Here is a 17,029-nt window from a genome sequence, read left to right on the forward strand (position 1 = left end):
CTAGGACTTTGCGAAGCTGATGCGGGAAGCACTACACCGGTAGCGGCTCCCAAGTTCCGGCCTCGTTCCATTTTTCTGGACCGCGGTGGCGGTGCCAAAACCCGTTGCCCTGTTGGCGATTGGGAGTGCAAAAGTAGAAGGAATTTCTGGGTTAACAAGGGGTTTCCGACAACTTTTATGGCAAGGCAACGTATTTGGCGCGCTTTTTACATGCCGTCGCATTTGGAATCAGCCACTTAACGGGCGAGCACTTTTTTGAAAAAAGTTAGCGGATAGGTTCCGGGGCAAAGTATTCGGTCAGGTCAGGCCGGTACTGACGGGGGCGCCGGACCTCGTATTGCTGGATATAGTGCCCTAATGAGGCCAGAAAAGGCAGCCCGATGCTCTCGTATTCGTAGGCGCCATCGTTGATGACGCCGTCTTGGTTGACGTAGAGGACAGCACTGAGCAGAAATTCGGACTGGTGGAGGGAGTCGGCGAAGTAGGCCACATCGGCCAGATAGCCGTGTGACATGCCAACGATGTTGTAGATGCGGAGGGAAGATTGACGTGGCAAGTCGGGGTTGCGGCCGTAGTAGAAGTATTTTTTATACGCGTCGAAATAGCGGTTGGAGGCGTAAGGGCGGAATCCGGATTCGTGCGGCGTGGCGTGGAGGTAGCGGCGGAGAAAGGCATAATCCTGCGCGGTGAGGCGGAGGCGCTGGGTGGAGGCAACGGATTCGGGAAAGAGGATGCTTTGGAGGAGGGCGGTGACGTCGGCGAGCGGGAGGTGGTTGGCGGTGGTGAAATTGTAGGGCTCGGGGATGACCCGGCGCCCGGCCTGGTGGGCGCGTCCTTTGAGGACGCGGCCGAGGGGACTGCGGTAGGTGATGGGGTTGTACTGGGCGAGCTGCTTGTAGATGGTATCGCCCTGGAAGGTGTGGAAGCTGATGGGGTTGGTGTGGCGGTTGGCGGCGGTGTCGCAGGGGGCGAAGCGGCGGGTGATGCGCGCGTTAGGATAACCGAGTTCCTGGAGGCGCTGATTGATGGGGCGCTGGCCGAGGAATTCGTAGAGGCGGTTGTAGGCGACGTTGTCGCTTACCAGAAGCATGCGCTTGATGTAGTTGCCGACGGTGGCGGTGCGGTCGCTGTCGGCGGGGGCGGCGAAGGGAACGGGAGTCTGGCAGCGCCAGGCGGTGCCGGTAGCCATGATGGTGCGGCGGGTTACGCCCGGTTTATTGAGGTCGTTGAGCTTTTCGAGGGAGAGAGCTACTACTGGGAGCTTGACCAGGCTGGCGGGATTGAAGTATTGCCGGGGGTTGAGGTGGTAGGTGTGGGGGATGAAGGTGGGGCGGTTGCGGACGTCACGGTTGATTTGGGTATAGATGATTTGGAGCTCATATTGGGGGTTGGTGGCGACGCGCTTCAGCAGCAGGCTAGCGTTTAACAGAGAATCTAAGAGGGGCGAATCAGCGGATTGCGTCACATCCCGGCCTCCTCCCCCAGCAAGAGACAAAGCCTGGCGATTGGATGTAGCAGCTATGGTTGCGAGGGCTGTTGTCATCAGCAGAAAGGCGACTCCTATTATACAATATACAGCGGGGCGGGATTGACAGAGCATTTTCATATGATAGCGACAATAAAAAGGGCCGTGATGTTGCCACCACGGCCCTATGGGGCAGTTTCGGATTGATTAATCGGCCAGGGGAACCAGACGCTTGGCCAGCATGAGGTTGGAGTCGGTCTGGCGCCAGTTGTAGCCAGTACCGAATGGGAGGGGCTTGGGCGGGTGAATGCTGTCGTGGTAGGCAGCGGTGAGCTCGGGTTGGTACTGCTTGGCGAAGAGGTTGATGGGGCGGCGGTAGGTGCCGTAGTAGTCGAACTGCCAAGCGCCTTTCTGGAAGTATTTCATGGCGATGCCGGAATCGTCTTGCAGGATGTAGCGGCTGCGGCGGAGCACGGTGCGGCGCACTTTGTTGAAGTACGACTTGTGCATGAGGTAGGTGGCCGACTTCACGTAGGTGGTGAGGGGGCCGAGGTGGCGCACAAACTCCAGCGGGGCGGGTTTGGTGGTGAGTTTCCAGTCGCTGAGGTCGGCGGAGAAGTAGTAGACGGTTTTGGGTTGGCCGTCGGGGCCGCGGAGCTTCATTTCGACGCCGGGAATAGCTTTCGGGTCGGTGCGGGTGGTGTCTTTGGTGGCATCGAGGAGCTGGCCGGCGGCATCGAGTTGCACGGGGCGGATGGCGGTAATCTGGTTGCCGGTGCGGGCGGCGAAGAGCATCATCAAGGGCAAAGCGCCGTCGAGCTCGACGGATTTGAGGTCCACGGCCATGTCGTTGGTGCGGAAGAAGCTGAAGTTGAGCACCGACCAAAGCGAGGTTTTGACGGTGGGCAGCAGCTTAGGATTTTCGAGCGAGGCGCGGGCCGGCACGCTGCCTACGGGTTCGAGGCCCATGAGCACGTAGGTTTGGCTGGTGGGGAACATCGTGAAGACGTTCAGGAAATCGGGGCCGCTGAAGGGGTAGAAGATGGTGGGGCTGTTGGCGTGTACCGAATCGAGCTCGGTGTTGGCCCACTGGGTCATGCGGGTGGTGTGGGTGGCGCGGTATTTATCCCAGCTTTTGTCCTGGTCTTTGGCGAAGGCCTGCCAAGCGGGCGTGGCGGCCAGGGTGGTGAGGTCGCTGTGCTGGCTGGGCTGCAGGCCGCCGAGGAACAGGGCCACGTCTTGGGCATAGGCGGTATCGGGGGCAGCAGTGGGCCGGGCGGGGGCGGTAGCCGTGGGCTGCGCGTTGGGTTTTGGCGTCGCTGGCTTAGTTTGGTCGATGGCATCGGCAGTGGTGGCCATCGTTTCTTCCTTGGTAGAAGCCGTCGTTTCGGTTTTAGGATTCGATTCGGAACAAGCGGCAAGCAAAAGCAGAGCGGCGGGCAGGAGCCGAAGCGCGGCGGTGCGGAGGGACATTATATATAAGGGGTGATTTAGGGTGCAAGTTACAGAAGCTCGTTCGGGCGGGTCACCTCCCCCCCCGGCCCCTTCTCCTCAGGGAGAGGGGTAGCCTGACGAAGAAATGACGATTTGACAACTCTGGGATTCGGCTGCTTTAGGCGCTGGTGCGACTGGATGTTTCGTCGGCAACGGGTTGGCCGATGCGCGTGGTGAGGAAGTAGACCAGCGCGCCTACGGCCAGAGTGGCGAGGCCGTAGAGCGACTCCCAGGGTTTGTCGCGCAGGATGAAGGCCAACGTCCAGCCGCTTAGGGCAAGGAAAAGGAGGGGCGTGAGGGGGTAGCCCCAGGCGCGGTAGGGGCGCGGTAAATCGGGCTGGCGGAAACGGAGCACGAACAGGCCCAGCACCGTGAGGAAGGTGAACAGGTTCAGGATAAAGCCGGCGTAGACCAGCACGCCCTGGAAACTGGGCTTCAGCACAAAGGCCAGGGTGATGGCCGTTTGCAGCAACAGGGCCCGCACGGGGATGCCAGCGCGGCTTTTGGGAGCGAGGAAACGGAGGGCGGGGATGTCCTCCCCCATGGTTTGCACGATGCGGGGGCCGGCGAAAATCATCGAGCTGATGGTGGAAACGAGCAGGCCCGCGATAACGCCCCCCATCAGCCGGCCGCCGAGCGGGCCGAAAAGCGAAGTGGCGGCCACAAAGCCGACTTCGACCTGCCCCTTCAAACCGGCAATGGAGGTCGAGCGCAGAAACACGTAGTTCAGCCCTACATATAATAGGAGCACGACGGCGGTGCCGGCCAGCAGGATGCGCGAGAGGTTGCGCCGGGGGCTTTCGATTTCGCCGGTGACGTATACGGCGGCGTTCCAGCCGGAGTAAGCGTAGCTAACATACACGAGGCTGACAGCGAACGCGGGGCTGAGCAGGGCCTGCCAGCCGGCGGCATCGGGCAGAAAGCGGATGGGCTGCCCCTCCCCCACCACCATACCCGCGCCGATGAACACGACCAGCACACCTACTTTGAGGGCCGTAATAATAATCTGGAGGCGGCTGCCGACGCGGGTGCTGCTGCCGTGCACCAGCGTGAGGGCCAGTACCACGGCCACCGATAGCCACTGCGGCTCCAGGCCCGGCCACACGCTTTTGGCGTATTGGCCCAGAGCCAGCGCAGCCAGCGCCGTGGGGGCCGCGAAGCCCACCGTGGCCGAAACCCAGCCCGAAAGAAAACCCAGTGCGGGGTGATAAATCCGGCTCAGGTAGTGGTATTCGCCGCCCGAGCGGGGCATGGCGGCCGCCAGCTCGGCGTAGCTTACGGCCCCGCAGAGGGCAATGAGGCCGCCCACCAGCCACAGCATCAGCAGCGCGAAGCCGCTCTCGATGCCCATCACCTGAAACCCGAGGCTGGTGAACACGCCCGTGCCCACCATGTTGGCCACTACAATAGCAGCGCCGGTGAGGAAGGTGATTTTATAGGGGCTGGCGGGCGAATTTTCAGGCATGAAGGAAACGGCGAAAGCCCAAAAGTACGCCCGTTGGCTTCCGATGCCTGTTCCCGGCTTTCCGACGGGCCTTCCCGGGGCTCCGATGCGGCTGCCCGACCTTCCGATGATGGTTCCCGCTTGTCCGCCAGCAGTTCCCGACCTTCCGATGCCGCTTCCTGCCGGCGGGAACCGTCATCGAAAGGCCGGGAACTGCCGTCGAAAGCTATTTCTAGGCGCCGACGGCCTTCGGCTTTTTGTAGAGCGGCACGGTGCTGCACGGCTCGCCGTACATGATGCTGCTCGTGACGGGCAGCAGCTTCTGCATGATGGCCACGTAGGCGAAGGTGGGCACAGGCTTGTCGCCGCAGCCTTTCACTACCACTTTGGCGTCGCGGTATTCTTCGGCATCGAGGGCGGCAATGGCTTCTTCAAACAGCGACTGCTCCAGCGCGTCGAGGTTGCCGAAGACGTAGCGGTGGGCGTGGTTCTGGAGCTTGGTGGCGAGCAGCATGTAGGCCCAAGTAGGTACAATGGCATCGGCCGAGCAGACGATGGCGACGTTCTGGCCGTCGTACTGCGTCCAGTCGTGAGTTTTCACGAACTCGCGGAAGTCCTTTTCGCGCAGCATCAGGCCGTGGAAGAGGTTGTCCTTGATGTCGTACACCACCCGCTCGCCGGGATGGATGAATTCTTCCAGATTGAGGGTGACCAAGCCGGAGTTGGCAACGCGGTTGACGAAGAGGGGTTCCATAAGCTAGAAAGAATATCGGAGGGGTACGCTAAAACAGTGTTTCGCGGAGGAGTGTTAGCAATTGACAACAACTCCGTATCGATGAAGACGAAAATTTGCGCGCATTGCCAGCAGGAAGCCACCACGCTGTACCGGATTCAAACGCTGGCCGACGGCAAAAGCTGGTTTTTTGTGTGCGAAAGCTGCTGCATCAAGGCCAAACCCCAGCCGGGCTACCGCTACGGCGGCACCTGGCAAGGCTACCGGCACTAGACCGCGCTGGCTCGGGGCGTGGTGGTGTACACTTCCTTCAGGTAAAACGGCTCGTAGTAGGCCACGTTCTGAAATTCCTGCCGGTGATAAGCCGCCACGGCCAACGCGCCCACCGCAATGGCCGACGGCTCGATGCCCGCCAGGAAACCCGCCTGCCCCGACTCGCCCAGCACCGCCTGAAACTTCTTCGCGCCGTTGCCAAAAAACAAGATGGCATGCCCAGCCAATTGCTCGGCCAGCGTATCGGCATCGAGGATGAGGGGCGTGGGGGCCAGCACCTCCTGCCCGTCGTGGGTGTAGAGGGCGGCGTACACTTCCTGCCGCCGGGCGTCCAGCATGGGGCAGTATAGGAACTTATCGGGCCGGGCCGTGACGGCGGCCACCTGCACGGCCAGCGCCCGCAGCGTGCTCACGGCCACCAACGGAATATCGAGCGCGAAGCACAAGCCCTTGGCGGCAGCTCCGCCAATGCGCAGGCCGGTGTAGGAACCCGGCCCGTCGCTCACGGCCACGGCGGCGAGGTCGGCGAGGGCGTGGCCAGTGTTGGCCATCAGCTGCTCGATGAGTACCGTCAGGTGGGTGGAATGTGATTTGTCGAGCCGCAGCTCGGACTGGCCGACCAGGGTGCCGTCGGCCACGCGGTGCAAGGCAACGGAGCAGACGGGCGACGAGGTTTCGAGGGAGAGAAGAATGGTACCGCTCACTGTAGCTTTGAAATTTCCTGCAAAGTTCGACAATGTATAATCTGGAACTACTAAAGCAGCATTTAGAATCAAATTGGGGCTCAAGCACCGATAAGAAACTCCAGATACCGGACCCGCACGGAAAAATGGGGAAGGATTTTTCCGTCTTGGAGTTCCCGCCATCCGAGAAAGCAGGCTGTTGGATTTACTCCACCTTGGGAATGTCTACCGATACGCCGGATTCTCTGATAGAATTACACGTTCTTTCCAACAGGCAAGATGCCTCTTTGATTGAACTGCTAACTATGACCGCATCATTTCATCGCAACAATAATTCGCTGGGGTTGCATCACAGCGTCAACTTCGGCAAGCCTTGGCAAGATGATTCCTCCTGTAGCTACGGCTTTATTTCGCTGCCGTATTTATTCGGAGAAGATGTAGAGATTTTCGATTTTGAAAATGAACATCTGCACAATCTATGGCTGCTGCCGATTACTGAAAGTGAAAGAGACTACAAGATGAAATTCGGTTGGGATGCGTTAGAGCAACGCTTTGAAGAACGTGGGCTGAATTATCTGAATCCACAGCGCACCTCATGCGTCTAATGGGATTCTTATCATTCTATCAACCAAGCTATAACTCCCATGCGCTGCTTCAAGCAGCGCAATTAGTTGCTCCGAGTGATTCCATCGTTTCGGTGCGACTAACCGACCAATGTGTTCCATCACGATGGGGTTGATTTCAACCCAATCAACCTGCCTGAATGGCCAAGGCCCGTTTATCTCAATGTATGTTCTCACCGGAAAACCTATCCCACTATTCCAAGATTCAGGCAAATCAGTAGACTTTAGTTTTAGCCTTGCCTGACAATGCAGCTTATTGGATAAAGCGGCAATTCTTTCAATAAGACTCATAATTGATTCTCAACAAAAAAGCAGGCACCTTGCAGCACCTGCTTTTCTACTTAACGCCCTTCAAAACTATTTCGTCCCCGCCGACTTGCGGGCGCTGGCTGCCTGGCCCGTGGGTTTCAGCAGCGCGGCGTAGCGGTTCGGGTCGTTCAGGACGGCCACGGCGGCGATGATGTTGGGGTCGTCGTCGAAGCCGGCTTCGGTGCGGCCTTTCTCGAAGTAGTAGCGCGACACGATTTCCTGCTCCAGCAGCTCCTTGATTTCGGGCTTGAAGCGCTGTAGGTCGTTGGCCTTGTTCACGGTGATTTTCTTGCGCACGGCTTCCAGCTCCAGCTTCACGTCGTCGTAGTGCTTTTCCTCCTTCACCTTCTTGCTGAGGTCGGTGAGGGCCTTTTCGGCGTCGGTGCTGTAGCTGATGTTCTTGCCCTGCAGGTAGGCCACGAACTTTTGGTAGTCGGCATCCGAGAGGTGGAACTGACGAGCCGATGCGATGGTGGGATGCTCGGCGCGGTAGCGGGTGGCGTAGTCGAAGAGGTAGCTTTTCTGGAGCAGGATGCGGGTGATGTCGGCAATTTCGCGGTCCTGCACCTCAATGTCGGGGGCCACGCCGCCGCCGTCGTACACGGTGCGGCCGGCGGTAGTTTTGAAGGCCGTACGCAGCGAATCGGGAAATTTGCCCAGCGTGCCATCCTCGGCGCGGTGGGCGTAGTCGATTTCCTGAATGCAGCGCCCGCTCGGAATGTAGTATTTGGCGGTCGTCACCTTCAGCTGTGAGTTGTAGCTCAGCGGCCGGGTGGCCTGCACAAGGCCTTTGCCGAAGGTGCGCTCGCCCACAAGCACAGCGCGGTCGTAGTCCTGCAGCACACCCGACACAATTTCCGACGCCGACGCCGAGCGGTTGCTCGTGATGATGGCAATCGGAATCTGGGTATCGAGCGGCTGGTCGAGCGCCTTATAGGTTTTGTTCCACTCCGTCACCTTGCCCTTGGTGCTCACCACGTCGAGGCCCTTGTCGATGAAGAGGTTGGAGATGTTCACGGCCTCGTTCAGCAGGCCGCCCGGGTTGTCGCGGATATCGAACACGATTTTTTTCGCGCCCTGCTCCTTCAGCTTGGTCACAGCGGCGCGCACTTCCTTGCCCGCATCTACCGTGAAGCCGCCGAGCTGGAAGTAGCCCACATCGCCGGAAATCATGCCGGTATAGGGCACGTTATCCACCTGAATTTTATCGCGGGTAATGTCGATTTCGATGGGCTTGTCCTGGCCGTAGCGCGTCACCATCAGCTTCACCATGGAGTTGGCCTGCCCCTTAAGCAGCTTGCTGATGTCGGCGTTCGACTTTTTATCGACCACCACGCCGTTGATGTCGAGGATTTCGTCGCCGGGGAGCAGGCCGGCTTTTTGGGCCGGGTAGCCTTCGTAGGCGCTTTGCACCACGGTTTTGCCGTTGCGCTTCACCACCGAAGCCCCGATGCCGCCGTACTGTCCGGTGGTCATGGTGCGGAAGTCCTCGATATCGTCTTCCGGGATGTAGTTGGTGTAGGGGTCGAGCGAGCGCAGCATAGCGTCAATACCGGTTTTTACCAGCTTGGCGGGCGTAATCTCGTCGACGTAGTAGGTATTGACTTCCTTAAAGAGCGTGGCGAAAATATCCAGGTTCTTGGCAATCTCGAAGTACCGCTCATTATCGGAAGCAGCGCGGAACGAGGCCAGGCCCAGCGTGCTCAGGGCCAGCGCGGCGAATAGCTTTTTGCGGATAGTCATACGGAATACGGGTAGCAGTTCGACACGAATCTACGGGGCCGGGGGCGAAGCGGGTGCCACGGCGGGCGTTGTGCCCAGCAAACGATGGAAAGCGGAAATTAATTTTTTTTCCACTAACGCCAGCGGACTTTTTTCCTTCCCCGTGAAGATAATACCCAGCAGAGCGATTTCGTGCCCGCCGGGTTGCTCCGTGAGCCGGTATTTGTTGAGCCGGTACGCTTCCCGGATGAGCCGCTTGAGTTGGTTGCGGTCGATGGCCCGCTTAAACGCGCGCTTGCTCACGCTGATGAGCACCTGCGGCGGGGCCGACGTGGGCGCGGCCGCTTTGATGTAGACGAGGCGCAGCGGGTAAGCGCCAAATGAGGAGCTCTGCTTGCTGAACAGCTCTTCGATGAGCTTCTTGCGGCACAGGTGCTCCTCTTTGGGGAAGGTGTATTTTCTCTTAGCGGCTAGCTGAGAGCTGTCAGCGGTTAGCTCGGTCACGTTACTCAATTGGTCGGCCACTATTGCGGCAGCAAATATTCCCTTGGAAAGGGCTAAAATAGCGAAGCCGCATTGCAGCGACAGCAATGAAACTGTCTCAGCAATGCGGCAATCTGCTAGCTACCAGCTAAGGGCCGAATCAAGGTCCCCGCTTTCAGCTAACGGCTAATGAAAGACTAGCGCTTGTGCTTGCCTTCGTCGGATACGGTGAGGCGCTTGCGGCCTTTAGCGCGGCGACGGGCCAGTACGTTACGGCCGTTGGCAGTTTCCATGCGGCTGCGGAAGCCGTGCTTGTTCACGCGCTTACGTTTCGAAGGTTGGAAGGTACGTTTCATATCAAGGAATCTTAAAAAGACGAGTTTCGAGTTGGGCCGGCAAAGGTACGGGTTGCTGTTGGAAAAGGCAAGGGCCTCAGCCACTTTTACGCTGGCAGGCACGTACGCAGTAGTTTTAGGGCCATTTATATCGTTTTGGCAATGATTCACTACCGCGTTTCGTTCGAGAATCCCCTCACCTTTTACCTGCAAATCGAGCTAACGCTGGACATGCCAGCTGAGGCCCAGCCCCCGCTGGAGTTGCAGCTACCCGCCTGGCGCCCCGGCCGCTACGAGCTCCAAAACTTCGCCCAAAAAATTCAAAAAGTAGTGGTTGAAGACGGCGCCACCGGCCAGCCCCTCCCCTACCGCAAGCTCACCAAAGACCGGTGGGAGGTGCCCAACGCAGCCAGCCGCAGCGTGCGGGTGCGCTACAACTTCTACGCCCACCAGATGGATGCCGGCGGCTCCTGGCTCGACGAGTCGCAGCTGTACCTGAACCCCGTGCAGGCGCTGATGTACGCCGAAGGCCGGCAGGATGAGGAATGCGAATTGACGCTAGCCCTGCCCGAGGGCTGGCAAATTGCCTGCGGCCTGTCCCAAACCGCACCCCACGTGCTGAAGGCGCAGAATTTCGACCAACTGGCCGATGCGCCGCTCATTGCCAGCCCCACGCTCACGCACCAGCAGTACGAAGCCGGTGGGCTGCCCTTCCATGTGTGGGTGCAGGGCGAGGCGCTGGTGAACTGGGAGAAACTACTGGCCGATTTCAAGGCGTTTTCGGAGGTGCAGCTGGCGATGTTCGGCGGCTTCCCGGTGGGCGACTACCACTTCCTGAACCAGTTTCTGCCCTACAAGCACTACCACGGTGTGGAGCACTACAACTCGACGGTAATTACGCTGGGGCCGGCCGAGCTGATAATGAGCGAGGGCCTGTACAAGGAGCTGCTGGGCGTAAGCTGCCACGAACTGTTTCATACTTGGAACATCAAGAGCATCCGGCCGGCCGAGATGCAGCCATACGACTACAGCCGCGAGAATTACTTCCGCACCTGCTTCATCGCCGAGGGCATCACCACCTACTATGGCGAATACCTGCTGGCCCGCAGCCATGTGCGCACACCGGCCCAGTATTTCGAGGAGTTGAACACCGTGCTGCGCAAGCACTACGACGACGCCGGCGGCGACAACCTCTCGCTGGCCGACGCCAGCATGGACCTCTGGCTCGACGGCTATAAGCCCGGCGTGCCCGACCGCAAGGTGAGCGTGTACCACAAGGGCGCCCTAGTGGCCCTGATTCTGGACCTCACCATCCGGCAGCTCTCGAGCCACGCCCGCAGCCTCGACGACGTGATGCGGCGGCTGTACGAGGAATTCGGCAAAACCGGTATTGGCTACACCGAAGCCGACTATGTGCGGATTGTGAACGATGTGGCCGGCCGCGACATGCACGCTTATTTTGACAAGTTCATCTACGGCACGGCACCGCTGCTCGAGCCGCTCGACCGGGTGCTGCACACCGTGGGCTGCCAACTGCTGGTGGGCGAGAATGCCTCGGCCTCGGAAGGCCATTTCGGCTTCCGCACGGTGGTGAAAAACGAGCGCACGGAGGTGACGGCCATCTGGCCCAACTCGCCCGCCGCTGCGGCCCTGACTGTGGACGACGAAATCGTGGCCGTGAACGGCCGCCGCGTCGATATGAACCTGCAAACCCTGCTCAGCACCGGCGAAGCAGCTTATGAAGTGAGCGTGTTCCGCCAGAACCGCCTGCTGACGGTGACGCTGGCCGCCACGCCCGGCGTCAGCTTCGGGCAGCGCTACGCTATTGACAAGCTGGAAGCGGCCGATGCGGCCCAGCAGCGCGGGTATCAGCAGTGGCTGGGCTGGGACTTTTAATAGAAAAGGGCCCCGCCGCAACAGAAAAGGCCCCGTCGGACGAATCCGGCGGGGCCTTTTCTGTTGCGGCGGGCAGCGGCTTAGTGTTTCGCGTCGCCGCCTTTGCCTACTTTGCCGGTATTCACCGACATGGGCTTGTTGCCCTGCGGGTTATTACGGATGTTATCAACGCCGTGGCCGGCGCTGTTGCCGTCGGTGGTGTTGCCGTGGGCGGAAACGTCCATCGTATTCGGGCTTTGCACCTGAGTACTTTTTTTCTTCGAGTTAGCGACCGGGTTCACGGACGTTTTCTCGTTCTGAAGGTCGGTGTCTTTCTTGGCGAGTCCCATGGCGGTGTGGTGTTGAGTGGAATATGGGTAAGTGTACCCTTCCGCCGCGCATAAGGTTGCTACAAGATTGTGGCGTAAGTGCCCCGGCCCTTACGCGGCCGGCACGTTGGCGATGGCCGAAGCCGGCACCACCTTCACCAGTTCAGCAAACTGCGCTTCGCGGGCTTCCACTTCTTCGGCCGTGAGGTTGAGCAGGCGCTCGGTACCAAACTTCTCGACGCAAAACGAAGCCATAGCCGAGCCGTGAATCACGGCGCGCTTCATGTTTTCGAAGCTGATGTCGTCGGTGGCGGCGAGGTGGCCGATGAAGCCGCCCGCGAACGTGTCGCCGGCACCGGTCGGGTCGAATACTTCTTCGAGCGGCAGGGCCGGGGCGTAGAAAATCTTGTTCTTGTGGAACAGCAGCGCACCGTGCTCGCCTTTCTTGATGATGAGGAATTTCGGGCCCATGCCCATAATCTTCTTGGCGGCCTTCACCAGCGAGTACTCGCCGGAAAGCTGGCGGGCTTCTTCGTCGTTGATGCTCAGCACGTCCACCATTTCAATGGTCTGCAGCAGCTCGTCGAGGGCAATATCCATCCAGAAATTCATCGTGTCCATCACAATCAGCTTGGGGCGGTTCACGAGGCGCTGAATGACGAGGCGCTGCACCTGCGGGGCCAGGTTGCCCAGCATCAGATATTTGCAGTCCTGGTAATTGTCTGGAATGATGGGGTCGAAATCGGCCAGCACGTTGAGCTCGGTCACGAGGGTTTCGCGCGAGTTCAGGTCTTTCGAATACTTGCCCGACCAGAAGAACGACTTCTCGCCCTGCTTGATTTGCAGGCCTTCGGTATCGACGCCGTGCTTTTCGAGCAGTTGAATGTCCGACTGCGGAAAGTCTTCGCCCACTACGGCCACCAGCTTCACGGGCTTCAGCGAATACGACGCCGACAGGCTGATGAAGGTGGCGGCACCGCCGATGATTTTATCGGTTTTGCCGAAGGGGGTTTCGATGGCGTCGAACGCGACGCTGCCGATGACGAGCAGGCTCATGCAAGTAAAATGTGGTGAATAAAACGGTCAGATTAAAGCCGCGTTAAAACGGATTCAGTGCAAGCAACAAAAAAGTCCCCGGATAATTCCGGGGACTCTTTTCGGTGGGTAAATAATGGGGCTCGAACCCACGACCTTCGGAATCACAATCCGACGCTCTAACCAGCTGAGCTATATCTACCGTGTTTGTTTTGGTGGGGCAAAGATAGAAAGGGAAGCGGGAAATGACAAAAAAAGTTCGAGAAGGTGGCGGGCGTTTACACAGGAACGTCATGCTGAGCGCAGCCGAAGCATCGCTACTGCACAAGTAACCAATGCAGTTGCCACGAAGCGGTAGCGATGCTTCGGCTGCGCTCAGCATGACGTTCTTTTTAACCCGCAGGAAGAAAACGCGCCGCAAAAGCCCGACCTTTGCCGGATGGAACCCAATACCACCCCATCGTTCAACGATTTCAAACTCAACAAACAACTCCTTACGGCCGTGGCCGAGGCCGGCTTCACCGAGCCCACGCCGGTGCAGGTGCAGACCATTCCGCTGCTGCTGGCGGGCCACGACGTGCTGGGCATTGCCCAAACCGGTACCGGCAAAACGGCGGCCTTCGGCCTGCCGCTGCTCATGAAAGTAAAATACGCCCAGGGCACCCATCCGCGGGCGCTGGTGCTGGCCCCGACGCGCGAGCTGGCCATGCAGATTGAGAAGCACCTGAAAGCGCTGGCCGTGAACACCGACCTGCGCATTTTCGCCATCTACGGTGGCCTGGGGCCCAAAACGCAGATTGAAACCATTGCCGAAGGCCTCGATGTGCTGGTGGCCACGCCGGGCCGGCTGCTCGAAATCTACCTGAAAGGCGCCGTGCGCCTCACCGACCTGAAAACGCTGGTGATGGACGAGGCCGACAAGATGATGGACATGGGCTTCATGCCCCAGATTCGGCGCATTCTGGAAATTATTCCGCGCAAGCGGCAGAACGCGCTGTTCTCGGCCACCATGCCTGAGCGGGTAACGACGCTGAGCGAGGAGTTCCTGGAATTTCCGGTGCGGGTGGAGGTGACGCCGCCGGCCCGCACGGCCAGCACCGTGAGCCAGGTGCTATACGAAGTGCCTAACCTGCTTACCAAAATCAACTTGCTGCACTACCTGCTCTACCGCGATGTGGAGACGATGACGCGGATACTCATCTTCTGCCGCACCAAGCAGCACGCCGACCAGGTGGCCCACTTCCTGGAGCGCAAGGCTCCGGCTGGTGAGGTGCGCGTGATTCATGGGAACAAGGGCCAGAATGCGCGGATGAACAGCATGGACTCGTTCAAGGCCGGGGAGGTGCGCTACATGGTGGCCACCGATGTGGCCGCGCGCGGTATCGACGTGCCCCAGGTGAGCCACGTTATTAATTTCGACGTGCCGATTGTGCACGACGACTACGTGCATCGCATTGGGCGCACGGGCCGGGCCCAGCACACGGGCGCGGCCATCACCTTCGCCAATGAGGCCGAGATGGTGCACGTGGGCGAAATTGAGCAGCTTATCAACCAGCAGATTGAGCTGCTGCCGCTGCCCGAAGAAGTAAAAATCGAAGAAACGCCCTTCGAAGAGAAGCAGAAGATGGGGCGCGAGCTCGACGACCGCCGCAAGAAGCTCGACCCCGACTTCAAAGGCGCTTTCCATGAGCGCAAGGAATGGATTAAGCCCGGCGTGACCATCGACAAGCGCACCGGCAAGCCCTTTGTGGAAGGCCAGAAAAAAAGCACCAAGGGCTCGAAGGCCAACCCCGGCAAAAAGCGCGGCTCCGACCCTGGCGTGAAAGCGCTCAAGCGCCGCGGCCGTTAGGCGAACTAAGTTGGCCAGAAAAAGCCCGTCATGTTGAGCTTATCAGCGCATGACGGGCTTTTTATTTGTGCCTACAGGCGGGCTAGTTCTCGCACAGGGCGCGGATGCACTGCTCGCGCACGTCCCACAGTTGGGCGAAGCTCAGGCCCAGGTCGGGGTTTTGGCCGAGCCAGTAGCGCAGGTAGGTTTGGTGGAAGGCGGCTTTGGGCGAGGCCACGTCGGCGGGCTCGATTTCGATTTCGACCAGCAGGTCGGTCTTGAAGTCGTCGGGGCAGGCGCCGGGGCGGGTACAGTCGATGATGGCGCGGCCGAAGCGCAGGTAGTTGTGGGCCTCGGGCAGAAACGCCAGGCCGTGCCGGGCCAGGGTGGCAGCCACGCGGGGCGTGTTCTGGCCGTTCATGCGGAACAGGCCCAGCTTGAGCTTGAGGGCTGGCACCTCATTTTCGAGGGCCAGCTGGCGCAGCAGCGCGTGCTTGGGGCCGCAGGTGGCGCCACCCTCGGCCAGGACGCTGGTTAGGTTGGTTTTGTCGGCGTTGCGCTGGTAAGGCAAATGGCGCACGAAATCGGCCGCGTGGACAAAATCGGTGAGGCCGCGCTGCAAGAATTGCTGCGAGATGGGGCCGTGGTCCTGAATCTTGAAATTAACTGCTTCGCGCATGGCCGGGAATGCTGGGGTGGGCGCACCTGTACGCGCCAGCGCCCGCAAACGTTTCCGGCAGCTATTTCCCGTGATGAATGAGGTGCCCGAAGTGGATGCTGGCAAACGTGAGCGCCGTGCCCCAGAACACCGCGCTCCAGAGCATATGCAGCAAGATGCGCGAGCGCGGCACCCCCAGCAGCGTGGCAATGACGGTGCCGCCGATGGGCGAGAGCAGAATGGGCGTGAGAAAGGCAATGCCGCCCATGCCGAACTTGCGGAACACCTTGATGATGTTGCGCGACTTTTTGGAGAAGATGGGCTCGCGGCGCAGGCGGCGCTGGTGCTGGCGGTGCTTCATCCAGGCGCGGCCCACGCCCGAGAACAGGAACACGCTGGTCATCATACCGCCCACGGTGAGGGCCAGGGTAGTCCAGAAATGCAGGCCCATGGATGCTCCGGCCAACGGCCCGCCCAAAAACTTGACCGTACTCAGCAGGAATACGGAGGCATATTTGATGGCAAGGTGGTGCACGGCGGAAAGGACTAACGAAGCAGGAAGCCACCGCCCCTCGTCGGGGCCAGGCTTGCTGAGCAATGATACCGGATTTGAACGGCTTGGGTTCCCGGGGCTGGCCCAGCCGCCGGCCGCGGGCCGCGAATGGCAGCCGCGCGTCGGCAAAAGTTTGGGGACAAAACCGGGGTGGCGGGCTAGAGCTTGCTGCCGTAGCTGAGGTCGCCGGCGTCGCCGAGGCCGGGCACGATGTAGGCGTGCTCGTTCAGCTTTTCGTCGATGGCCGCCACCCAAAGGCTGGCTTCCGGAATTTCGCGGGCCACGTAGGCCAGGCCCTCGGGCGAGGCAATAACGGCCGCAATGTGCACCTGGCGCGGCGTGCCGAAGCGCAGCATGGCGCGGTAGGTTTGCACGAGGCTCTTGCCGGTAGCCAGCATGGGGTCGGCCAGGATGAGTACCCGCTCGTCGAGGCTCGGGGCCGATAGGTAATCGACCTGCACCTGCACCTGGGCCGTGCCCTCGATGCGGTAGGCGGCTACAAAGGCACTCGGCGACTGGTCGAAATAATTCAGAAAACCTTGATGAAAAGGTAATCCGGCGCGCAGCACGGTGGCCAGAATGGGGAAGTCGTGCAGCAGCTTGCCGGTGGTTTCGGCCAGCGGCGTCTGAATGGTTTGGTCGGTGTAGCTGAGGTGGGCGCTGATGCGGTAGGCGATGATTTCACCCAGGCGCTGCAGGTTGCGGCGGAAACGCAGGCTGTCCTTCTGCACGTCTTTATCGCGCAGCTCGGCCAGGAAATGGTTGGCAATGCTGGGCTCGGCACACACCACGTGGATGTTGGCCCGGCCTTCGGCGGCCTCGGGAGTAGCGGCCGAAGCGGTGGAATATGAAAGCGGCGTGGCCATACGAACGGGGGCTTGGGAAAGAAATGCCGGGCAACGAGCCCGACTGACACCCCGAAGTTGGCACAAAAACGGGGCGCAGGCAAGCCAGCGGGCCGAAAAACGTGTTGGCTGCCGGCCGCGCGCCCGGGGCTGGTTTCGGCCCGCCAACGGCGGCCTGCGTAGGTTTGTTGCTAAATTGACTTACCTGCCTTTTATCGGGCCGCGCGGCTCGGCCGGGGCGGCAGCCTATTCGATTATATGCCTAAAACCTTATTACTGATTGGCCTGACGCTGCTGGCTGGGTCGGCCGCCGCCCAAACCGTGCCGGCCACGCCCCCGCCC

The 17,029-nt window shown here is 60.1% G+C and carries 18 protein-coding genes and 1 tRNA gene; 4 read left to right on the forward strand and 15 right to left on the reverse strand.

The annotated features are described in order from the left end of the window. Positions 1-265 precede the first annotated feature (265 nt). The 4 genes from ACYVDE_RS03285 to ACYVDE_RS03300 all read right to left on the reverse strand — a co-directional run bounded on the left by ACYVDE_RS03285 (position 266) and on the right by ACYVDE_RS03300 (position 5,157). Positions 266-1,465, reverse strand: coding sequence for a serine hydrolase (locus ACYVDE_RS03285; protein WP_460500054.1), 1,200 nt, complete (start codon positions 1,463-1,465; stop codon positions 266-268). 207 nt (positions 1,466-1,672) lie between these two features. Beyond that, a complete protein-coding gene (locus tag ACYVDE_RS03290; protein ID WP_460500055.1) occupies positions 1,673-2,938 on the reverse strand; it encodes a hypothetical protein in 1,266 nt (421 codons plus the stop codon). Positions 2,939-3,077: 139 nt separating this feature from the next. Next, complete coding sequence (locus ACYVDE_RS03295) at positions 3,078-4,424, reverse strand: APC family permease (RefSeq protein ID WP_460500056.1); 1,347 nt, start codon at positions 4,422-4,424, stop codon at positions 3,078-3,080. A gap of 211 nt (positions 4,425-4,635) precedes the next feature. Then, the gene (locus tag ACYVDE_RS03300) at positions 4,636-5,157 is read right to left on the reverse strand and encodes a DUF2480 family protein (RefSeq protein WP_460500057.1); all 522 of its coding nucleotides are present in this window, start codon (positions 5,155-5,157) and stop codon (positions 4,636-4,638) included. Positions 5,158-5,238: 81 nt separating this feature from the next. Between ACYVDE_RS03300 and ACYVDE_RS03305 the strand changes: the two genes are divergently transcribed. Continuing rightward, entirely contained in the window at positions 5,239-5,409 is a 171-nt protein-coding gene (locus ACYVDE_RS03305; protein ID WP_460500058.1) for a hypothetical protein, read from the forward strand. Here the strand turns inward: ACYVDE_RS03305 and tsaB are convergent. Continuing rightward, positions 5,406-6,113, reverse strand: a complete 708-nt coding sequence (gene tsaB / locus ACYVDE_RS03310) for a tRNA threonylcarbamoyladenosine biosynthesis protein TsaB (RefSeq protein ID WP_460500059.1) — start codon at positions 6,111-6,113, stop codon at positions 5,406-5,408. The genes ACYVDE_RS03305 and tsaB overlap by 4 nt on opposite strands. A gap of 32 nt (positions 6,114-6,145) precedes the next feature. Here tsaB and ACYVDE_RS03315 point away from each other — a divergent pair, with 32 nt between their 5' ends. Further along, positions 6,146-6,697 carry a suppressor of fused domain protein gene (locus tag ACYVDE_RS03315; RefSeq protein WP_460500060.1) on the forward strand — a complete coding sequence of 184 codons (552 nt, stop codon included), beginning with the start codon at positions 6,146-6,148 and terminating at the stop codon, positions 6,695-6,697. On the opposite strand, the gene ACYVDE_RS03320 is transcribed toward ACYVDE_RS03315, so the two are convergent. The 4 genes from ACYVDE_RS03320 to rpmH form a co-directional block, all read right to left on the reverse strand. Beyond that, positions 6,686-7,006, reverse strand: coding sequence for a DUF6678 family protein (locus tag ACYVDE_RS03320; protein WP_460500061.1), 321 nt, complete (start codon positions 7,004-7,006; stop codon positions 6,686-6,688). The genes ACYVDE_RS03315 and ACYVDE_RS03320 overlap by 12 nt on opposite strands. 66 nt (positions 7,007-7,072) lie before the next feature. Continuing rightward, positions 7,073-8,767, reverse strand: coding sequence for a S41 family peptidase (locus ACYVDE_RS03325; RefSeq protein ID WP_460500062.1), 1,695 nt, complete (start codon positions 8,765-8,767; stop codon positions 7,073-7,075). Between the two features lie 30 nt (positions 8,768-8,797). Next, a complete protein-coding gene (locus tag ACYVDE_RS03330; protein WP_460500063.1) occupies positions 8,798-9,250 on the reverse strand; it encodes a ribonuclease P protein component in 453 nt (150 codons plus the stop codon). A gap of 176 nt (positions 9,251-9,426) precedes the next feature. Continuing rightward, positions 9,427-9,585: a 50S ribosomal protein L34 gene (rpmH, locus tag ACYVDE_RS03335; RefSeq protein ID WP_190928465.1), complete on the reverse strand. Its 159-nt coding sequence runs from the start codon at positions 9,583-9,585 to the stop codon at positions 9,427-9,429. Positions 9,586-9,726: 141 nt separating this feature from the next. On the opposite strand from rpmH, the gene ACYVDE_RS03340 reads away from it, so the two are divergent. Continuing rightward, positions 9,727-11,460, forward strand: a complete 1,734-nt coding sequence (locus ACYVDE_RS03340; protein WP_460500064.1) for a M61 family metallopeptidase — start codon at positions 9,727-9,729, stop codon at positions 11,458-11,460. Positions 11,461-11,540: 80 nt separating this feature from the next. Here the strand turns inward: ACYVDE_RS03340 and ACYVDE_RS03345 are convergent, their stop codons facing one another. The 3 genes from ACYVDE_RS03345 to ACYVDE_RS03355 all read right to left on the reverse strand — a co-directional run bounded on the left by ACYVDE_RS03345 (position 11,541) and on the right by ACYVDE_RS03355 (position 13,005). Next, the gene (locus tag ACYVDE_RS03345; protein ID WP_460500065.1) at positions 11,541-11,789 is read right to left on the reverse strand and encodes a hypothetical protein; all 249 of its coding nucleotides are present in this window, start codon (positions 11,787-11,789) and stop codon (positions 11,541-11,543) included. Positions 11,790-11,879: 90 nt separating this feature from the next. Next, complete coding sequence (locus ACYVDE_RS03350; protein ID WP_460500066.1) at positions 11,880-12,824, reverse strand: carbohydrate kinase family protein; 945 nt, start codon at positions 12,822-12,824, stop codon at positions 11,880-11,882. Positions 12,825-12,931: 107 nt separating this feature from the next. Further along, positions 12,932-13,005, reverse strand: a tRNA-His gene (locus ACYVDE_RS03355). Positions 13,006-13,242: 237 nt separating this feature from the next. Between ACYVDE_RS03355 and ACYVDE_RS03360 the strand changes: the two genes are divergently transcribed. Then, positions 13,243-14,652, forward strand: a complete 1,410-nt coding sequence (locus ACYVDE_RS03360; protein ID WP_460500067.1) for a DEAD/DEAH box helicase — start codon at positions 13,243-13,245, stop codon at positions 14,650-14,652. Positions 14,653-14,734: 82 nt separating this feature from the next. Here the strand turns inward: ACYVDE_RS03360 and ACYVDE_RS03365 are convergent, their stop codons facing one another. The 3 genes from ACYVDE_RS03365 to upp all read right to left on the reverse strand — a co-directional run bounded on the left by ACYVDE_RS03365 (position 14,735) and on the right by upp (position 16,708). Beyond that, positions 14,735-15,310, reverse strand: coding sequence for a hypothetical protein (locus ACYVDE_RS03365; RefSeq protein ID WP_460500068.1), 576 nt, complete (start codon positions 15,308-15,310; stop codon positions 14,735-14,737). Between the two features lie 61 nt (positions 15,311-15,371). After that, on the reverse strand, positions 15,372-15,824 hold the full coding sequence (locus tag ACYVDE_RS03370) for a hypothetical protein (RefSeq protein ID WP_460500069.1): 453 nt from the start codon (positions 15,822-15,824) through the stop codon (positions 15,372-15,374). A gap of 176 nt (positions 15,825-16,000) precedes the next feature. Beyond that, positions 16,001-16,708, reverse strand: coding sequence for a uracil phosphoribosyltransferase (gene upp / locus ACYVDE_RS03375; RefSeq protein WP_460500070.1), 708 nt, complete (start codon positions 16,706-16,708; stop codon positions 16,001-16,003). Positions 16,709-17,029: the final 321 nt, after the last annotated feature.

This window comes from Hymenobacter agri, assembly GCF_054778495.1.

Bases quoted from the DNA above. Each gene is read 5' to 3' on its own strand.
- ACYVDE_RS03290 (WP_460500055.1), bottom strand. From the start codon at position 2,938: ATGTCCCTCCGCACCGCCGCGCTTCGGCTCCTGCCCGCCGCTCTGCTT.
- ACYVDE_RS03295 (WP_460500056.1), bottom strand. From the start codon at position 4,424: ATGCCTGAAAATTCGCCCGCCAGCCCCTATAAAATCACCTTCCTCACC.
- ACYVDE_RS03300 (WP_460500057.1), bottom strand. From the start codon at position 5,157: ATGGAACCCCTCTTCGTCAACCGCGTTGCCAACTCCGGCTTGGTCACC.
- ACYVDE_RS03305 (WP_460500058.1), top strand. From the start codon at position 5,239: ATGAAGACGAAAATTTGCGCGCATTGCCAGCAGGAAGCCACCACGCTG.
- ACYVDE_RS03315 (WP_460500060.1), top strand. From the start codon at position 6,146: ATGTATAATCTGGAACTACTAAAGCAGCATTTAGAATCAAATTGGGGC.
- ACYVDE_RS03320 (WP_460500061.1), bottom strand. From the start codon at position 7,006: ATGAGTCTTATTGAAAGAATTGCCGCTTTATCCAATAAGCTGCATTGT.
- ACYVDE_RS03325 (WP_460500062.1), bottom strand. From the start codon at position 8,767: ATGACTATCCGCAAAAAGCTATTCGCCGCGCTGGCCCTGAGCACGCTG.
- rpmH (WP_190928465.1), bottom strand. From the start codon at position 9,585: ATGAAACGTACCTTCCAACCTTCGAAACGTAAGCGCGTGAACAAGCAC.
- ACYVDE_RS03340 (WP_460500064.1), top strand. From the start codon at position 9,727: ATGATTCACTACCGCGTTTCGTTCGAGAATCCCCTCACCTTTTACCTG.
- ACYVDE_RS03345 (WP_460500065.1), bottom strand. From the start codon at position 11,789: ATGGGACTCGCCAAGAAAGACACCGACCTTCAGAACGAGAAAACGTCC.
- ACYVDE_RS03350 (WP_460500066.1), bottom strand. From the start codon at position 12,824: ATGAGCCTGCTCGTCATCGGCAGCGTCGCGTTCGACGCCATCGAAACC.
- ACYVDE_RS03360 (WP_460500067.1), top strand. From the start codon at position 13,243: ATGGAACCCAATACCACCCCATCGTTCAACGATTTCAAACTCAACAAA.
- ACYVDE_RS03365 (WP_460500068.1), bottom strand. From the start codon at position 15,310: ATGCGCGAAGCAGTTAATTTCAAGATTCAGGACCACGGCCCCATCTCG.
- upp (WP_460500070.1), bottom strand. From the start codon at position 16,708: ATGGCCACGCCGCTTTCATATTCCACCGCTTCGGCCGCTACTCCCGAG.